Annotated in this window: 20 protein-coding genes; 16 read left to right on the forward strand and 4 right to left on the reverse strand. The window is 36.1% G+C overall.

What is annotated here, in order from left to right; all coding sequences use genetic code 11:
* The first annotated feature begins 12 nt into the window (after positions 1-12).
* The 6 genes from ACQRBH_RS06780 to ACQRBH_RS06805 are packed head-to-tail and all read left to right on the forward strand — an operon-like array spanning position 13 to position 4088.
* Positions 13-603, forward strand: coding sequence for a septum site-determining protein MinC (locus ACQRBH_RS06780; protein ID WP_235231447.1), 591 nt, complete (start codon positions 13-15; stop codon positions 601-603).
* The gene (minD, locus tag ACQRBH_RS06785; protein ID WP_235231448.1) at positions 585-1376 is read left to right on the forward strand and encodes a septum site-determining protein MinD; all 792 of its coding nucleotides are present in this window, start codon (positions 585-587) and stop codon (positions 1374-1376) included. The genes ACQRBH_RS06780 and minD overlap by 19 nt, the downstream gene beginning before the upstream one ends.
* A 12-nt stretch (positions 1377-1388) precedes the next feature.
* On the forward strand, positions 1389-1601 hold the full coding sequence (locus tag ACQRBH_RS06790) for a cell division topological specificity factor MinE (protein ID WP_235231449.1): 213 nt from the start codon (positions 1389-1391) through the stop codon (positions 1599-1601).
* A complete protein-coding gene (locus ACQRBH_RS06795; RefSeq protein WP_235231450.1) occupies positions 1598-2722 on the forward strand; it encodes an FtsW/RodA/SpoVE family cell cycle protein in 1125 nt (374 codons plus the stop codon). The genes ACQRBH_RS06790 and ACQRBH_RS06795 overlap by 4 nt, the downstream gene beginning before the upstream one ends.
* 12 nt (positions 2723-2734) lie before the next feature.
* The gene (gene mgsA, locus ACQRBH_RS06800) at positions 2735-3130 is read left to right on the forward strand and encodes a methylglyoxal synthase (RefSeq protein WP_235231451.1); all 396 of its coding nucleotides are present in this window, start codon (positions 2735-2737) and stop codon (positions 3128-3130) included.
* On the forward strand, positions 3114-4088 hold the full coding sequence (locus tag ACQRBH_RS06805; RefSeq protein ID WP_427742017.1) for a D-alanyl-D-alanine carboxypeptidase family protein: 975 nt from the start codon (positions 3114-3116) through the stop codon (positions 4086-4088). The genes mgsA and ACQRBH_RS06805 overlap by 17 nt, the downstream gene beginning before the upstream one ends.
* A 49-nt stretch (positions 4089-4137) precedes the next feature.
* On the opposite strand, the gene ACQRBH_RS06810 is transcribed toward ACQRBH_RS06805, so the two are convergent.
* The gene (locus ACQRBH_RS06810; protein ID WP_235231453.1) at positions 4138-4338 is read right to left on the reverse strand and encodes a DUF378 domain-containing protein; all 201 of its coding nucleotides are present in this window, start codon (positions 4336-4338) and stop codon (positions 4138-4140) included.
* Between the two features lie 82 nt (positions 4339-4420).
* On the opposite strand from ACQRBH_RS06810, the gene ACQRBH_RS06815 reads away from it, so the two are divergent.
* The 8 genes from ACQRBH_RS06815 (at position 4421) to ACQRBH_RS06850 (ending at position 10961) form a co-directional block, all read left to right on the forward strand.
* A complete protein-coding gene (locus ACQRBH_RS06815) occupies positions 4421-5371 on the forward strand; it encodes a TIGR01212 family radical SAM protein (RefSeq protein WP_427761245.1) in 951 nt (316 codons plus the stop codon).
* A 17-nt stretch (positions 5372-5388) separates the two neighbouring features.
* Entirely contained in the window at positions 5389-6765 is a 1377-nt protein-coding gene (locus ACQRBH_RS06820; protein WP_427761246.1) for an HlyD family efflux transporter periplasmic adaptor subunit, read from the forward strand.
* A gap of 17 nt (positions 6766-6782) precedes the next feature.
* Entirely contained in the window at positions 6783-7478 is a 696-nt protein-coding gene (locus ACQRBH_RS06825) for a YggS family pyridoxal phosphate-dependent enzyme (protein ID WP_427761247.1), read from the forward strand.
* Between the two features lie 22 nt (positions 7479-7500).
* The gene (locus ACQRBH_RS06830; RefSeq protein WP_235231457.1) at positions 7501-8046 is read left to right on the forward strand and encodes a cell division protein SepF; all 546 of its coding nucleotides are present in this window, start codon (positions 7501-7503) and stop codon (positions 8044-8046) included.
* A gap of 5 nt (positions 8047-8051) precedes the next feature.
* Positions 8052-8807 carry an RNA-binding protein gene (locus tag ACQRBH_RS06835; RefSeq protein WP_427742021.1) on the forward strand — a complete coding sequence of 252 codons (756 nt, stop codon included), beginning with the start codon at positions 8052-8054 and terminating at the stop codon, positions 8805-8807.
* An 11-nt stretch (positions 8808-8818) separates the two neighbouring features.
* Complete coding sequence (gene lspA, locus ACQRBH_RS06840) at positions 8819-9364, forward strand: signal peptidase II (protein ID WP_427742022.1); 546 nt, start codon at positions 8819-8821, stop codon at positions 9362-9364.
* Positions 9318-10238: an RluA family pseudouridine synthase gene (locus ACQRBH_RS06845; RefSeq protein WP_235231460.1), complete on the forward strand. Its 921-nt coding sequence runs from the start codon at positions 9318-9320 to the stop codon at positions 10236-10238. Before lspA ends, ACQRBH_RS06845 begins: the two co-directional genes overlap by 47 nt.
* A 78-nt stretch (positions 10239-10316) precedes the next feature.
* The gene (locus tag ACQRBH_RS06850) at positions 10317-10961 is read left to right on the forward strand and encodes an AAA family ATPase (RefSeq protein WP_235231461.1); all 645 of its coding nucleotides are present in this window, start codon (positions 10317-10319) and stop codon (positions 10959-10961) included.
* A 72-nt stretch (positions 10962-11033) separates the two neighbouring features.
* Here ACQRBH_RS06850 and ACQRBH_RS06855 read toward each other — a convergent pair whose 3' ends face one another.
* Positions 11034-11768: a tRNA lysidine(34) synthetase gene (locus ACQRBH_RS06855; protein ID WP_235231462.1), complete on the reverse strand. Its 735-nt coding sequence runs from the start codon at positions 11766-11768 to the stop codon at positions 11034-11036.
* 257 nt (positions 11769-12025) lie between these two features.
* Positions 12026-13102 (reverse strand): tyrosine-type recombinase/integrase, encoded by a 1077-nt coding sequence (locus ACQRBH_RS06860; RefSeq protein WP_427742025.1) that lies wholly within the window; start codon positions 13100-13102, stop codon positions 12026-12028.
* Between the two features lie 231 nt (positions 13103-13333).
* On the opposite strand from ACQRBH_RS06860, the gene ACQRBH_RS06865 reads away from it, so the two are divergent.
* Together ACQRBH_RS06865 and ACQRBH_RS06870 are read left to right on the forward strand one after the other, a co-directional pair.
* On the forward strand, positions 13334-13654 hold the full coding sequence (locus tag ACQRBH_RS06865) for a PadR family transcriptional regulator (RefSeq protein ID WP_427761248.1): 321 nt from the start codon (positions 13334-13336) through the stop codon (positions 13652-13654).
* Positions 13655-13657: 3 nt separating this feature from the next.
* Positions 13658-14338, forward strand: coding sequence for a hypothetical protein (locus ACQRBH_RS06870; RefSeq protein WP_427761249.1), 681 nt, complete (start codon positions 13658-13660; stop codon positions 14336-14338).
* Positions 14339-14408: 70 nt separating this feature from the next.
* On the opposite strand, the gene ACQRBH_RS06875 is transcribed toward ACQRBH_RS06870, so the two are convergent.
* On the reverse strand, positions 14409-14698 hold a 290-nt coding region (locus tag ACQRBH_RS06875), incomplete at its 5' end, for a hypothetical protein (protein WP_427761250.1).

Here is a 14698-nt window from a genome sequence, read left to right on the forward strand (position 1 = left end):
GGATGACCATATGTGAAAGAACCGGTACTCATTAAGAGTAACAGATACGGCATCACCATCTATTTTGAACCGGATATACCTTACAAAGAACTGATATCCGAGGTGGAAAATAAATTCCAGGCTTCTGCACATTTCTTTAATCATGCAGAAATGGCTGTGGAATTTGAAGGCCGTACTTTCACAAAAGAAGAAGAGCAGTATCTGACAGAAGTTATTCAAGATGCTGCCGGGATACGTATATTATGTATTATCGAAAAAGATACTGTTACAGAAAAGATTCATAAACGAATGCTGGATGAAAGTCTGAAAGCCATCCATGAGAGAGACGGCAGGTTTTATAGAGGTACGCTAAGAGAAAGACAGATTTTAGAATCTGAAACAAGTATCGTGATTATCGGTGACATCGAGGAAGGTGCCAAAGTGATATCAAAAGGAAATGTCATATCTACTGGTACAATTTACGGAACTGTCATTGCCGGTGCATCTGGTCGTTACGATGCGATAATAGCAGCACTCCAAATAAAGCGCGCAAAGCTAAAAATAGGAGACATTGAAGTAAAACCAGTAATAGGAGGAAGTTATTCATGGGCGAAGTTATTGTAATTACATCAGGAAAAGGTGGAGTCGGCAAAACGACAACAACAGCAAATATAGGTGCAGGTCTATCAAAATTCGACAAAAAAGTTGTGGTCATAGATACAGATCTTGGTCTTCGCAATCTTGATGTAGTCATGGGACTTGAAAATCTGATTGTCTATAATCTTGTAGATGTGATTGAAGGGACTTGTCGATTAAAACAGGCATTAATTCGTGATAAACGCTATGAAAATCTCTATCTTTTGCCTTCAGCACAGACAAAAGACAAATCAGCAATATCGCCAGGTCAGATGAAAAAACTGACTTCTGAATTAAAAGAAGAATTTGATTACATACTTTTGGATTGTCCGGCTGGAATTGAACAAGGATTTCAAAATGCGATTGCTGGTGCAGACCGCGCCATCGTAGTGACAACACCTGAAGTATCTGCAATCCGAGATGCAGATCGAATCATTGGTCTATTGGAAAAGAACCAGATAAAAACAATTGATCTGATCATCAATCGAATTCGTATGGACATGGTAAAACGTGGAGATATGATGTCTATAGATGATGTAACAGAGATATTATCCGTTCCTTTGATCGGAGCACTTCCTGATGATGAACAGGTAGTCATTGGAACTAATCAGGGCGAACCGGTCGTTGGATTAAATTCTCAGGCTGGGACAGCATATATGAACATCTGTAAGCGGATCATGGGAGTAGAAGTTCCATTTATGGATCTGGAACATAACACTGGTATTTTTTCAAAGCTTTCACACCTCTTCAAAAAAGAATAGGAGGATATAAGAATGCTGAAAAGATCTTCTGTTTCTATCGCAAAGAACCGATTGAAAGCATTGGTCGTATCTGACCGTGTGCAATGTACTCCAGAAGCATATGATAATATTTGCAAAGAATTATATGAATCCCTTTCCAAATATTTTGAACTTACAGAAGAAAATTTTCAGGTAGATATAAAACGGACACAAGTTATTATTACATTTGCAGGAGAAGAAACGTGAGATTACCTAGATTTACAAAACCTTATCATTTAAAAGATTATAAATTCAGTTTAATCATCCTTGTCGTAGCAATATCCATACTGGGGGTTCTTGCTGTCGGCAGTGCCAAACCGGCTTATCAGTCTAAACAGATTTTAGGACTTGGAATTGGTCTTGTCGTCATGGTTATAATATCGTTGATTGATTATGTATGGATCTTGAATTTTTATTGGCTGATTTATCTGTTCTCAATAGTGATTCTGGCTGTAGTTCTGGTTTTTGGAACAGAAGTCAATGGTGCAACTCGTTGGATCGATCTTGGTTTTACAACATTCCAGCCGTCCGAACTTGCCAAGATTCTATTGATTCTGTTTTTCGCCAAATTTATCATGGAGCATGAGGAGGATATCAGTGATAAATTTACGATTATAAAATATGCGATTCTTGCAGGAATACCGCTTGTATTAATCGTATCAGAGCCTAATCTTTCTACGACTATTTGTACGGCAGCAGTTATCTGTATTTTAATCTATATCGGAGGTCTGAGTTATAAATTTATTGGAACAGTATTGGTCGTTCTTGTTCCGGTCGCAATTATTTTCCTAAGCATTGTAGTTCAGCCCAACCAACCGCTCTTAAAAGATTATCAGCAGAAACGTATCCTTGCCTTCCTGGAACCAGAAAAATATGCCAGTGATGAAGCATATCAACAAAAGAATTCTGTGATGGCAATCGGTTCCGGTCAGTTGACAGGAAAAGGGTTAAATAATAATACGACCACCTCTGTCAAAAATGGGAATTTCATCTCTGAGCCGCAGACAGACTTTATTTTTGCAATTGTAGGTGAAGAACTTGGTTTTATTGGTAGTTGTATAGTTATTGCGTTATTGTTATTAATTGTGATACAATGTATTTTAATAGGTACTCGATCGCAGGACCTGGCGGGAAAGATCATCTGTTGTGGAGTGGGCAGTCTTATTGGTGTCCAAAGTTTTATTAATATAGGTGTTGCCACACAGTTATTACCTAATACCGGAGTTCCGTTACCATTCGTAAGTTATGGGCTGACTTCTCTAGTTAGTTTATATATGGGTATAGGTTTTGTCTTGAACGTCGGGTTGCAACCGAAAAAATATCAATAAGGAGTGAGAACAATGAACATTGGCCTGATAGCGCACGATTCAAAAAAGACTTTAATGCAAAATTTTTGTATTGCATATAGAGGCATCCTTAGTAAACACAATCTATATGCGACCGGAACAACCGGACGCTTAATTGAAGAAGTAACCAATCTGAATGTCCACAAGTATCTTGCCGGACCATTGGGGGGTAAGCAGCAGTTAGGTGCACAGATTGCACAGAATGATATTGACGCGCTTATCTTTTTAAGAGAGCCCAATAACCCAAAACCTCATGAACCAGATGTGAATGACGTTATACGTCTCTGTGATATGTATAATATCCCGATGGCAACCAATCTTGCCACCGCAGAATTAATTATATTAGCAATTGATAGAGGAGATCTTGATTGGCGTGAAATGTATCGGTAAGTTTGGCAAGGTGCTAATTGTTATTACTTCTTTTTTACTTCTTGTATCAGGATGTGGAAAAAAGGAAGAAGTAGTAGCAGCATATGAAACAGAAAACTATAACAAAGCTATTTATAAAGCTGATTTATTTGCAGATAATTTGTGTGTAGTTTCCGAAGACGTTGATCTGGAGGGGACTCCTGATACTTCAGGTTTACATGCAGCTGCTTTATTTGACTTGGATGGAAAAAAAGTTGATTTTTCATATCATGTTTTTGAAAGATTATATCCAGCAAGTACAACAAAGATATTAACTGCGCTGGTGGCACTAAAAAATGCAGATTTGTCGGATATGGTGACAGTTTCTGCCAATGCAGACGCCGCAAGATTCGCAGCAGATGAACAGACTTGCGGAATCCATGCGGGAGACCAACTTACACTTTCTGATCTGCTTTATGGGCTCCTTTTATATTCAGGAAATGATAATGCTGTTGCAATTGCTGAGTATGTAGGTGGAAGTATGGATCATTTCGTGCAAATGATGAATGATGAAGCACAGGATTTATTAGCTACAGGCACACATTTTGTAAACTCTAATGGTCTTCACAATGAAAATCATTATACAACTGCTTATGATCTGTATTTGATTTTCAATGAATGCCTAAAATATGATGAATTTGTTAATATTATCAGTGCTGATTCTCATGTAGCTTCTATTACAGGGGCAGACGGAACCGTTCGACAGATCACCTGGCAGCCAACGAATTTTTATGCGACTGGTGAAGCTGAATTACCCGATTCTGCGAGAGTTATCGGCGGTAAGACCGGAACAACCCAGGAAGCAGGAAATTGTCTGATCCTATTAGAAAAAGGCGCTAATGAGCATCCATATATCTCCATTGTAATGGGCGCAGATACAAAAGGTATCCTTTATCAGGATATGACAATGCTAATAAATGCGATACCAGAAAAGCAATAAGAGGGGCATCTCGAACGGGATACCCCTCTTGTCTGTAAAAACCATATTATTATGAAAAACTGGTGACTCTGCCGTACAAACTAATAAGATAAAGGCCGCACAGCCCGACAATTGTGTAAATAATACGTGAAATCCACGAAAGATTACCGAATAGAAATGCCACCAGATCAAAACGGAATATCCCAATCAAAAGCCAGTTAATGGCACCTATGATTACGATTGTCAGAGCGGTATTATCAAACCATTTCATGCAAAATTCCTCCTTTTAACATGCTACCATTAGTATGGCTTATGGAGATATAATTATACATGGGAAAGGAAAAAAATATCAAATGAATCAACAATTGCCATATTATCCTTATTCTGATTATTTAAAAAATAAATACGGTGAAAAAGTGTATAAGCTTCCTGTCAACCTTCCGGTCAGCTGCCCGAATCGCAGAAATGGTCACGGATGCTCTTTTTGCGCTGAATCAGGGACTGGATTTGAAGCTATGGACTGTCATATTCCTGTTCATAAGCAATTAGAAAAAACAAAGGAATATATTGAAAATAGATATCATGCGCATAAATTTATTGCTTATTTTCAAAACTATACAAATACTTTTCTTCCATTAGATGATTTCGCGTTTTATATGAATGAAGCTGTAAAAGTTCCTGATATAATAGAGATTGCCGTCTCGACACGACCTGATTGTATCACCGAAAGTTATCTGGATGTTCTTCAGTCATTAAAAGAATCTTACCAGGTTGGAATCACAATAGAATTAGGGCTTCAAACTACAAACTGTCATACACTTCAAAGCATAAACCGTGGACATACATTGGCAGAATTTATAGATGCTGTTTTGAAAATTCATCGGTACGATTTTGATCTGTGTACTCATGTAATATTAAATCTGCCGGGAGATGATATGCTGGATGCCATTGAGAATGCAAAGATATTATCTGCACTTCATATACAAATCGTTAAAGCTCATTCACTGTACATTGCAAAAAACACACAGTTGTGCAACGCCTACGAAAATGGTACAATAGCTTTATGTTCAAAAGAAGATTACATCAAAAGACTAGCTGCGTTTCTGGAATATCTAAGTCCAGATATCGCTGTGGAACGGCTCTTTAGCCGTATCCCGGAAAAAGATGCCGTATTCTGTAATTGGGGTTGCAGCTGGTGGAAATTACGAGATGAATTGTTGACATATATGGAACAGACTAATAGTTATCAGGGAAAAGAATATCATTATCTGAACGGAGCTGCTCTGAAAGAATTAGAGACATAAAACAGGAGGCTTTATTTTTGGCAGGAAACAAACTTACAAACATTCAGGTTTATCGAAAAAAATGGAATATAAATATAGGAGTTATCATTTTCGGGGCTGTATTCATCTATCTGGTTGTAACAGTTTTACTATATCTGACAGGGAATCATGTAACTGCTTACGAAGTAAGAGAAGGATCCATCTTAAAAGATAACGCTTATACTGGCTTTATTGTCAGAGACGAGACAATTGTACAGGCAGAATCTGATGGCTATATCAATTATTTTGCTTTGGAAGGAAGCAAAGTTGGAGCAAAGACCCGCGTATATACCTTGTCTGATAAAAAGCTGGAATTAACCTCGAATACTGACGAAGAATCTCTGGAACTTACTTCTGAGGAACAGAACTCTATATTGATGAAGACTCAGTCATTTTCAGAAAATTTTAGAGAAGAACAATTTAGTGATGTATATACATTAAAAAATAATATTACAAATGTATTGGAAAGCAAATCTAATCAAAGCAGACAAGCTCAATTAGACGCTATGGTTGCAGCAGGAAACAATGATCTTCAGATATATACAGCTGTTTCTGACGGAATCATTCTCTATTCTACAGACGGTTATGAAAACATAACCACTGATCAAGTGACAGAAGATGACATATCAAAAACTAATTATGAGTCAAAAAATCTAACTGATAATACAAAAATCAAAGCTGGAGATCCTGTATATAAATTAATTCGTTCTAATGATTGGTCTGTTGTTATTCTTCTAAATGATGAGACAGCCAAAGAATTAGCAGATGTAAATCGTGTAAAAGTCTCTTTTTCTAAGGATAACGAGACTACATATGCTGGCTTTTCCATACAAACGAAAAAAGATACCTCCTATGGAATTCTTACCTTCGACAGCTCCATGATTCGCTATGCGGAAGAAAGGTATCTGGATCTGGAATTAATTCTGGAAGATGAATCAGGGCTTAAGATTCCAAAATCTTCTGTAGTAACGAAAAAGTTCTATACCGTTCCAAAGGATTATCTGACATCTGGAGGAAACAGCAGTGGTACAGGTGTACTCGTTGATATCGGTAAAGATCAATCACAATTCCAAAGTGTGGAAGTTTATTATTCTGACGAAGAATCGAATTTGGTTTATCTTGATTATGATGCTTTTGATTCAAATACTGTATTAAAAAAACCGGATTCATCCGAGACCTATGAATTGACTAAAACCAAGAAATTGAAAGGTGTGTATAATATCAACAAAGGATATGCTATATTCAGACAAGTGCAGATTCTATGTGAAAGTGATGAGTATTATATTGTTGCATCTGGTCAAGATTATGGTCTGACAAATTATGACCACATAGCATTATATGGAGATAGCGTCCGTACAGATGATGTGGTATTTTAAGAAGGAGTGGTTAACTTATGTTAAAAGAAAATCTAACATCCGTTGAAAATCAGATTCAGACTGCATGTGAGCGCTCTGGCAGAGATAGAAAGGATGTCACATTAATTGCGGTGAGCAAGACCAAACCTGTTGAAACACTGGAAGAGGCATATAATTTAGGTATCCGTGTTTTTGGCGAAAACAAAGTGCAAGAACTGGCAGATAAATATGAAGTACTTCCCAAAGATATTCATTGGCATATGATTGGTCATTTGCAAAGGAATAAGGTAAAGTATATTATCGATAAAGTCGATCTGATTCATTCCGTAGATTCTGTACGTCTTGCAGAAACGATTGAGAAAGAAGCCGCAAAACACAATCTGACAGCCAACATTCTAATTGAAGTAAATGTTGCAAAAGAAGAAAGCAAATTTGGAATAATGCCAGAAGAATTGGATGAATTCATTGAAAAAATTGCTGGTTTTTCACATATTCAGGTAAAAGGGCTGATGACAATCGCTCCTTTTGTAGAAGATCCTGAAGAAAACCGCCCAATTTTCGCGCGTTTACGCAAATTATCTGTTGACATCGCAGCGAAAAACGTTGATAATATTACTATGAGCATTCTTTCAATGGGCATGACAAATGATTATCAGGTAGCCATAGAAGAGGGCGCAACGATGGTCCGGGTGGGAACCGGAATTTTTGGTGCGCGCAATTATGCTCTAGTATAACCGAAGATAGGAGATAATTTAGATGGGAGTATTAGATAAGTTTTTAGATATTATGAAACTGAGTGATGACGACGATTATGAAGATGACGATTTCTTCGATGATGATTATGACGATGATTACGAAGAAAAGCCAAAGAAAAGTTTTTTCCGAAAAGATAAAGAAGAAGTTTATGATGATTATGACGATGATTATGAACCTCCTGTAAAGACAAAGTCTACACGTTCTTCTAATAATAAAGTAACACCGATGCGTCAGCCGGCCAGAAGAAATAATGTCAGCATGGAAGTTTGTGTAATCAAACCTAACTCTGTTGAGGATTCTCGTGAAATTACAGAGACTTTATTAAGTGGACGTACTGTAATCCTGAATCTGGAAGGCTTGGATCTCGAAGTTGCGCAGCGTATTATCGATTTTACTTCTGGTGCAGCGTTTGCAATCAGCGGTAATTTGCAGAAGATTTCCAATTACATATTCTTGGTAACACCTACAAATGTCGATATTTCTGGAGATTTACAGGATTTATTAAATACTTCTTTCGACGCATCATCCATGCGTTCAAGATTCTAATAGCTATGAATAAAGAAGAGATATTGTTACAAAAACGGCTGATTGAACTGTCAAAAATTACATATGCCCGTGGGATTGTTACATTCTCTGATTTTCTAAATCTGAATGAATTAAATATATTACATACCACTCCAAAAAATTTGTTTATGTCTCAATATGAGACATATGGCGGGTATGACTTATCAGAGCGTCAGATGGTTGCATTTCTACCTGATGCTCTTTATTATGATTATCAATATCCCATTCAGATGGTAGAAATAGCACCAATCAACCAAAAATTTTCAGAAGATTTAAGTCATAGAGATTATCTGGGATCTGTAATGAATCTTGGAATCGAACGAAGTAAACTTGGAGATATTATTGTTGATAATGGCAGGGCAATTCTATTTAGCAAAGAAGAATTGGCTGATTATATCAAGGAAAATCTCACCCGTATCAAACATACGACAGTACAGGCTAAAATCATACCAGATTATGAAGTGTCATATGAGCCGAAGTATGAAGAATTAAAGGGAACAGTTCCTTCTATTCGCCTGGATACCATTCTTTCTATTGCATATCCTTTATCAAGGAGTAAATTAACACCCCTGATTGAATCCGGAAGGGTATTTGTCAACGGAAAATTAATCACAAGTAATGGGTATCATCTAAAAGAAGGAGATATGATCTCTGTTCGCAAAATGGGACGAATATCATATACAGGAATATTATCTGAGACTAAAAAAGGACGATATATGGTTTCTGTTCGCAAATATATATAGACGAGGGAATAATGAATATTGCTATGAATACAGGGAAAAAAACTTATAAGCACTATCTGACATCAATCATATGTATGGTTGTTCTCATCATTTTAGATCAAATCACAAAATTATGTGCAATAAAAAATCTGAAAAATCAGTCACCTTACATTATCATTAAAAATGTATTTCAACTTGAGTATTTGGAAAACAGAGGAGCTGCTTTTGGATTATTCCAGAACCAGCGTGTTTTCTTTTTCGCAAGTGTAATTTTGATAACTATTATTGTAGTACTTTTTTATTACAAAGCTCCAATGGAACAAAGATATCTTCCGCTGAGAATATGTGCTGTCTGCATCATGGCTGGTGCATGGGGAAATTGTATAGACCGAATACGTCTTAATTACGTTGTTGATTTTTTCTATTTTAAGCTGATAGATTTTCCAATCTTCAATGTGGCAGATATTTATGTCACCGTATCAACGATTGCGTTGGCAATCTTAATATGCTTCTATTATAAGGAGGAAGACTTTGAAAGAATACTTCACCGTAGAGAATCAGGAAGGAGAGCGAATTGATCGTTATCTTTCCGAAGAAATGGAAGACCGGTCAAGATCCTATATTCAAAAATTAATCAAAGACCAGTATGTAATCGTTAATCAAAAGCCTGTAAAAGCCAATTACAGGCTTTCTTTAGGTGACATGGTAGAGATTACTCTTCCAGAGGCAAAAGAGCCTGACATTATTCCTGAGAACATTCCGCTGGATATCTTGTACGAAGATCAAGATATTATTATTGTTAATAAACCAAAACAAATGGTAGTTCATCCAGCACCGGGACATTACAGTGGAACTTTAGTTAACGCTTTAATGTATCATTGTGGTCAGGAACTGTCCGGTATTAATGGTACAATGCGTCCTGGAATCGTACATCGCATTGATATGGACACAACTGGTTCTCTGATTGTCTGTAAAAACGATATGGCCCACCAAAGCCTCTCTGAACAATTAAAGGTTCATTCCATCAAACGTGTTTATGTTGCCATTGTGCATGGGAATATAAAAGAGGATAACGGTACCGTTAACGCACCCATCGGAAGACATCCTACTGAGCGTAAAAAGATGAGTATTCATACCAAAAACGGAAGGAATGCTATTACCCACTATAAAGTACTAGAACGTTTTGGAGAGTATACTTATATTCAATGTGAACTTGAGACCGGACGCACGCATCAGATTCGCGTGCACATGGCCAGTATCGGTCATCCATTAGTAGGAGATCAAGTATATGGTCCCAGAAAATGTCCTTTCCCTAAGCTTCAAGGACAAACTCTTCATGCAAAAACTCTTGGAATCATTCATCCCCGAACAGGTGAATATCTGGAAATAAATGCACCGTTACCAGATTATTTTATCGAACTATTAGACAGACTAAGGAATATTTATCATTAAATTATACAAAAATTCTATACAATTACTTCAAATTATTATATAATATATTCATAATTATTTTTGAGGAGCGTGATTGGTATGGCAAAGACAAATACTATAATAACTATCGGCAGACAGTTCGGAAGCGCCGGTAGAGAGATTGGCTATAAAGTAGCAAAGGATCTTGAAATCAAATTATATGATAAAGAGATGCTTGACCGTGCCGCAAAAGAGAGCGGTATATGTCAGGAATTATTCGAGACGCACGATGAAAAACCAACAAACAGCTTTTTATATTCTTTGGTAATGGATACCTATTCGCTCGGTTATTCATCAGGAAGTTATACGGATATGCCGATCAACCATAAGATTTTTCTTGCACAGTTTGATGCAATAAAAAAAATTGCAGATGAAGGCCCATGTATCCTAGTTGGTCGTTGCGCAGATTACGCATTGGAAGAATACGATAATGTATTAAGCGTATTTATTCATGCGGATCTTGATGCACGTATTCGAAGAATTGCCCGTATATACGATTTATCTGACGCTAAAGCCAAGGATATGATTTTGAAGACCGATAAAAAACGAGCTAGTTACTATAACTATTATAGCAATAAAAAATGGGGTGCTGCAGAAAGCTATAATATCTGTCTCGACAGCTCCAAATTAGGAATTGACGGAACAGCAGAGGCAATTGAAAAACTAATAGAAATCAAAGAATCTGATAACAGTAAAAAGCTATAATATGTCCAAAAGGGGACGTAGTATTTTTTCAAAATACTACGTCCCCTTTTTAAAAATGTGGTGTACCCAAATTTATCTTTTTTGCAAAATACGTTCCGGCCATCCTTTTATATTTCCATTCAAAATAGCCGTAAACATTCTTTGTTTTGCACCGGGGTGTTCTTCATTCAACTGCTTGACCAGTTCCTTGGCATATTGTCTCTTGGTGTATCCATCAATTGGGCAACGACTGGTAACAACAGGCAGGTTATACTTATTTTTAAATCCAATAACATCTGCTTCGTCTACAAACATAATCGGACGTATAACCGTCAGATCCATACGATCTAAGTATGTCCGTGGTGAAAAAGAATAGAATCGACCTTCAAACAGCAAGGAAAGCAGCATCGTTTCTATAATATCATCTTTATGATGTGCATAAGCAACTTTATTGCATCCCATTACTTTTACCGCCTCATTCAACGCACCTTTTCTCATTTTCGCACAGAGAGAACATGGATTGCTTTCTTTTCGTTCCTCAAAAAGAATGTGCGCAATGTCTGTTTTTACAATCTTGTAAGGTACACCCAGTTCTTCACACAACTTCACAACAGGGGTAAAATCACACTCACTGTAACCCAGATCTACCGTAACAGCGCTCAATTCAAAATGCTTCGGATAAAAACGCTGAAGTCCATGAAGTGCATATAACAAAGTCAAACTGTCCTTTCCTCCAGAGATTCCAACTGCAATGTGATCTCCCTCCTCAATCATCTGATATTCGTCAACAGCTTTTCGAGTATAGCTGAGCAATTTTTGTAGCTTCATCTTATATTCATCCTTTCCTGATATCCAGCCTTTATTTTAACAGAAGCCTCTCATAATGTACATAATATTTTCTTAAGATTGTTTTGAAGGTTTCTGAATTCTATTGATGTGCATTTGGAAAATGAATATAATGAACAAAAGAAGAAGAGTGGTTTATATGAAAAAATATAAATATGGGTCATTATTTTTTTTCTTATTTTCAACGTGGTTCTTTTTAATACTACTATAATTCATAAAAAAGAGAATCTTAGTACCTCCTAAGATTCCCTCAATTTTACAGCTGTTGCTGCCTGTCTGCGTCTATCTTCATCAATGGCAGCATAGTGCTTTTTGGTCGTATTGACATCTTTATGACCAAGAACATCCGCCACAAGATAAATATCTCCAGTTTCTTTATAAAGAGATGTACCATAAGTGCTTCGAAGCTTATGCGGCGTTATTTTCTTATTCGGTGTTACTTGTCGCGCATATTTTTTTACCATATTTTCAACTGCCTGGATGCCCATGCGCTTTCTCTGTGTTGATAAAAACAGTGCATTTTCATGGCCGGAAAGAGGAGTTATGGCTTTTCGGTCTCCTTCCATATAATTTTCTAATGCATCTGCAACTTCATCGCCAAAATATACAACCATCTGACCTCCACCTTTTCTGGTGACGGTAATTCCATTATTTTTAAAATCAACATCCGTTACATCCAATCCTACACATTCAGATACACGAATACCCGTTCCCAGAAGAAGTGTTAAAATAGCCAGATCACGGTCACGTGTCTTTCGATAATAGGTAAGTGCCTGTCCCGTAAGCCTATCACCTGCAGATTCTACATAATCCAAAAGCATTGCAACTTCATCGGTATCCAATCGTATGATTGCCTTTTCGTGCAACTTTGGCATGTCTACCAAAAGTGTGGGATTCTTACTGATCATCTGATGTTTAAAATAATAATTATAAAAGCTGCGTAAAGCAGACATTTTTCTGGAAAGACCCTTTTCACCATTCGTAATCATTTCGCCATCATTTTCTCGCGTATAGACCTTCAGATATTCCATATATTCCTCAATATCTACAGGTTCGAGATTCTCAAGATCCTGAAGTCGAAACTGATCAATGGTATAATTCTTGTAGATAGGATTATTCTCCATTAAATAACGAAAAAAAACACGGATATCGTATGCATAATTAATACGTGTCTTAGCTGAAGATCTAGGCTCAATTGCACGAAAATAATCCTTGGCAAATGGAGGCAAAGTCTTTAGAACTTCTCGCAGACGAATCGTCTGATCAATCTGAGTTTGTTTATAATAAGAACGTGTTTTTACTGGTGTATCTGACATAAATAAATTTCCCCCTTTAGATAAAACTCCCTGAATTATATATATTATATCATTATTTAGATATTTCGTCTATATCTTTTGGAAAAATCGGTATTTGTCGTATAGATGTATAATCATTTAGAATCCATAGCTTTCCTATGTTTCTAAATAAACTCTTGACATTTTACTACCTTGTTATATAATATAGCTAGGAACATTGCAATGCAAGGTAGTATCGGAGGTGATGCTTATATGGATAAAAGTCAGATGCTAAAAGGGATTCTGGAAGGTTGCACTTTAAAAATAATTGGGAAAACAGAAACTTATGGATATGATATTGTTACACAACTCCAATCCTTCGGTTTCACGGATATAAAAGAAGGTACACTCTATCCATTGCTTCTTCGATTAGAAAAAAAGAACTTAATTTCCGCATCGTTTAAAGAAAGTCCTTTAGGCCCAAAACGAAAATATTATACTTTGACAACGGACGGTGAACAATACCTCAAAGATTTTCACCATGAATGGAAATCAATTACAAATTCAGTTGAACAAATTTTTAAGGAGGATTAAAGTATGAATCTTTTTCATAATAACTATAATCAACTAATACAGGATAATATCGATGCTATGGCAAATTTATCTGCTAAAAATTGGAACATCTTAAAAAAAATGTTCGAATACATGTCTTCTTATAATGTTTCCCTTTTTGAACTTGAAATTATAAAAAAGGATATGATTGGCATTGCTTTAGAAGCCGACGCTGAAGGTGTAGATATAAATCAAAAACTTGGTATGAATGATAAAGAATTCTGCGATAGCCTTTTAAGTGATGCTCTAACAAAACATTATGGTGAAGAAATATTATTAATCATAAAAAATATTTTTTTCTGGTTATTAATAATCTTTGCACTTGGTTTTTGGTTTGATGGCTTTCCTTCTCAATATGGGATTTCACTATCAGATTGTTTCTTTGCAATCATACTTTGTAATGGGAAAGAATTTATTACTACTATTCTTAATAAATATATTCTATATTCTTCTTCTAGAAAGCAAAAAATAATTAAAGTAGCATTCACAATAATATCTTTTATTCTGCTTATGCTTTGGTTGTTTGTTCCTGGTTTGGATAATATATTTATTGTTCAAGGAAACGGATATATAATATTTGTATTTCTTATTCTTCTTACGATTGGCTCAGTTCTTATAAATAATTATTATTGGAACTGCTGCTCTGAAAAATATAATTGGAATTAATAATTATAAAAAATAATTTGACGCTTTATGGAGGGTGCCCCTGTGGGGCACCCTCCATAAAATAAAAATATTATTCCTTAAAATACAATTCACCTTTCACGCCTTTCATCTTGAAATTCTCATAAGTAAGAAAATAATGTTCGTTTGCTGAATAATCCAGATAGAAATCTGCATTATTATCCATGTCATTTTCGTCTGAATCTTTATCCCATATGGTTACTCCTGCATGTGTTTCATACCATAAATAATAAGTATCTGAAGTACCGGAATCGTCAGTATATTCATACTCTCCAATCTTTGGATCCATGATCTTATAGTTTTTTCGTACCATATCTAAGTTGTATGAAAAAGTAACTTTAC

This window comes from Bariatricus sp. SGI.161 (assembly GCF_050313695.1).
GTDB lineage: Bacteria > Bacillota > Clostridia > Lachnospirales > Lachnospiraceae > JAFBIX01.

Excerpts from the sequence above, each read along its gene's own strand:
- minD (WP_235231448.1), top strand. The coding sequence starts at position 585 with ATGGGCGAAGTTATTGTAATTACATCAGGAAAAGGTGGAGTCGGCAAA.
- ACQRBH_RS06790 (WP_235231449.1), top strand. The coding sequence starts at position 1,389 with ATGCTGAAAAGATCTTCTGTTTCTATCGCAAAGAACCGATTGAAAGCA.
- mgsA (WP_235231451.1), top strand. The coding sequence starts at position 2,735 with ATGAACATTGGCCTGATAGCGCACGATTCAAAAAAGACTTTAATGCAA.
- ACQRBH_RS06810 (WP_235231453.1), bottom strand. The coding sequence starts at position 4,338 with ATGAAATGGTTTGATAATACCGCTCTGACAATCGTAATCATAGGTGCC.
- ACQRBH_RS06815 (WP_427761245.1), top strand. The coding sequence starts at position 4,421 with ATGAATCAACAATTGCCATATTATCCTTATTCTGATTATTTAAAAAAT.
- ACQRBH_RS06825 (WP_427761247.1), top strand. The coding sequence starts at position 6,783 with ATGTTAAAAGAAAATCTAACATCCGTTGAAAATCAGATTCAGACTGCA.
- ACQRBH_RS06830 (WP_235231457.1), top strand. The coding sequence starts at position 7,501 with ATGGGAGTATTAGATAAGTTTTTAGATATTATGAAACTGAGTGATGAC.
- ACQRBH_RS06835 (WP_427742021.1), top strand. The coding sequence starts at position 8,052 with ATGAATAAAGAAGAGATATTGTTACAAAAACGGCTGATTGAACTGTCA.
- lspA (WP_427742022.1), top strand. The coding sequence starts at position 8,819 with ATGAATATTGCTATGAATACAGGGAAAAAAACTTATAAGCACTATCTG.
- ACQRBH_RS06850 (WP_235231461.1), top strand. The coding sequence starts at position 10,317 with ATGGCAAAGACAAATACTATAATAACTATCGGCAGACAGTTCGGAAGC.
- ACQRBH_RS06855 (WP_235231462.1), bottom strand. The coding sequence starts at position 11,768 with ATGAAGCTACAAAAATTGCTCAGCTATACTCGAAAAGCTGTTGACGAA.
- ACQRBH_RS06860 (WP_427742025.1), bottom strand. The coding sequence starts at position 13,102 with ATGTCAGATACACCAGTAAAAACACGTTCTTATTATAAACAAACTCAG.
- ACQRBH_RS06865 (WP_427761248.1), top strand. The coding sequence starts at position 13,334 with ATGGATAAAAGTCAGATGCTAAAAGGGATTCTGGAAGGTTGCACTTTA.
- ACQRBH_RS06870 (WP_427761249.1), top strand. The coding sequence starts at position 13,658 with ATGAATCTTTTTCATAATAACTATAATCAACTAATACAGGATAATATC.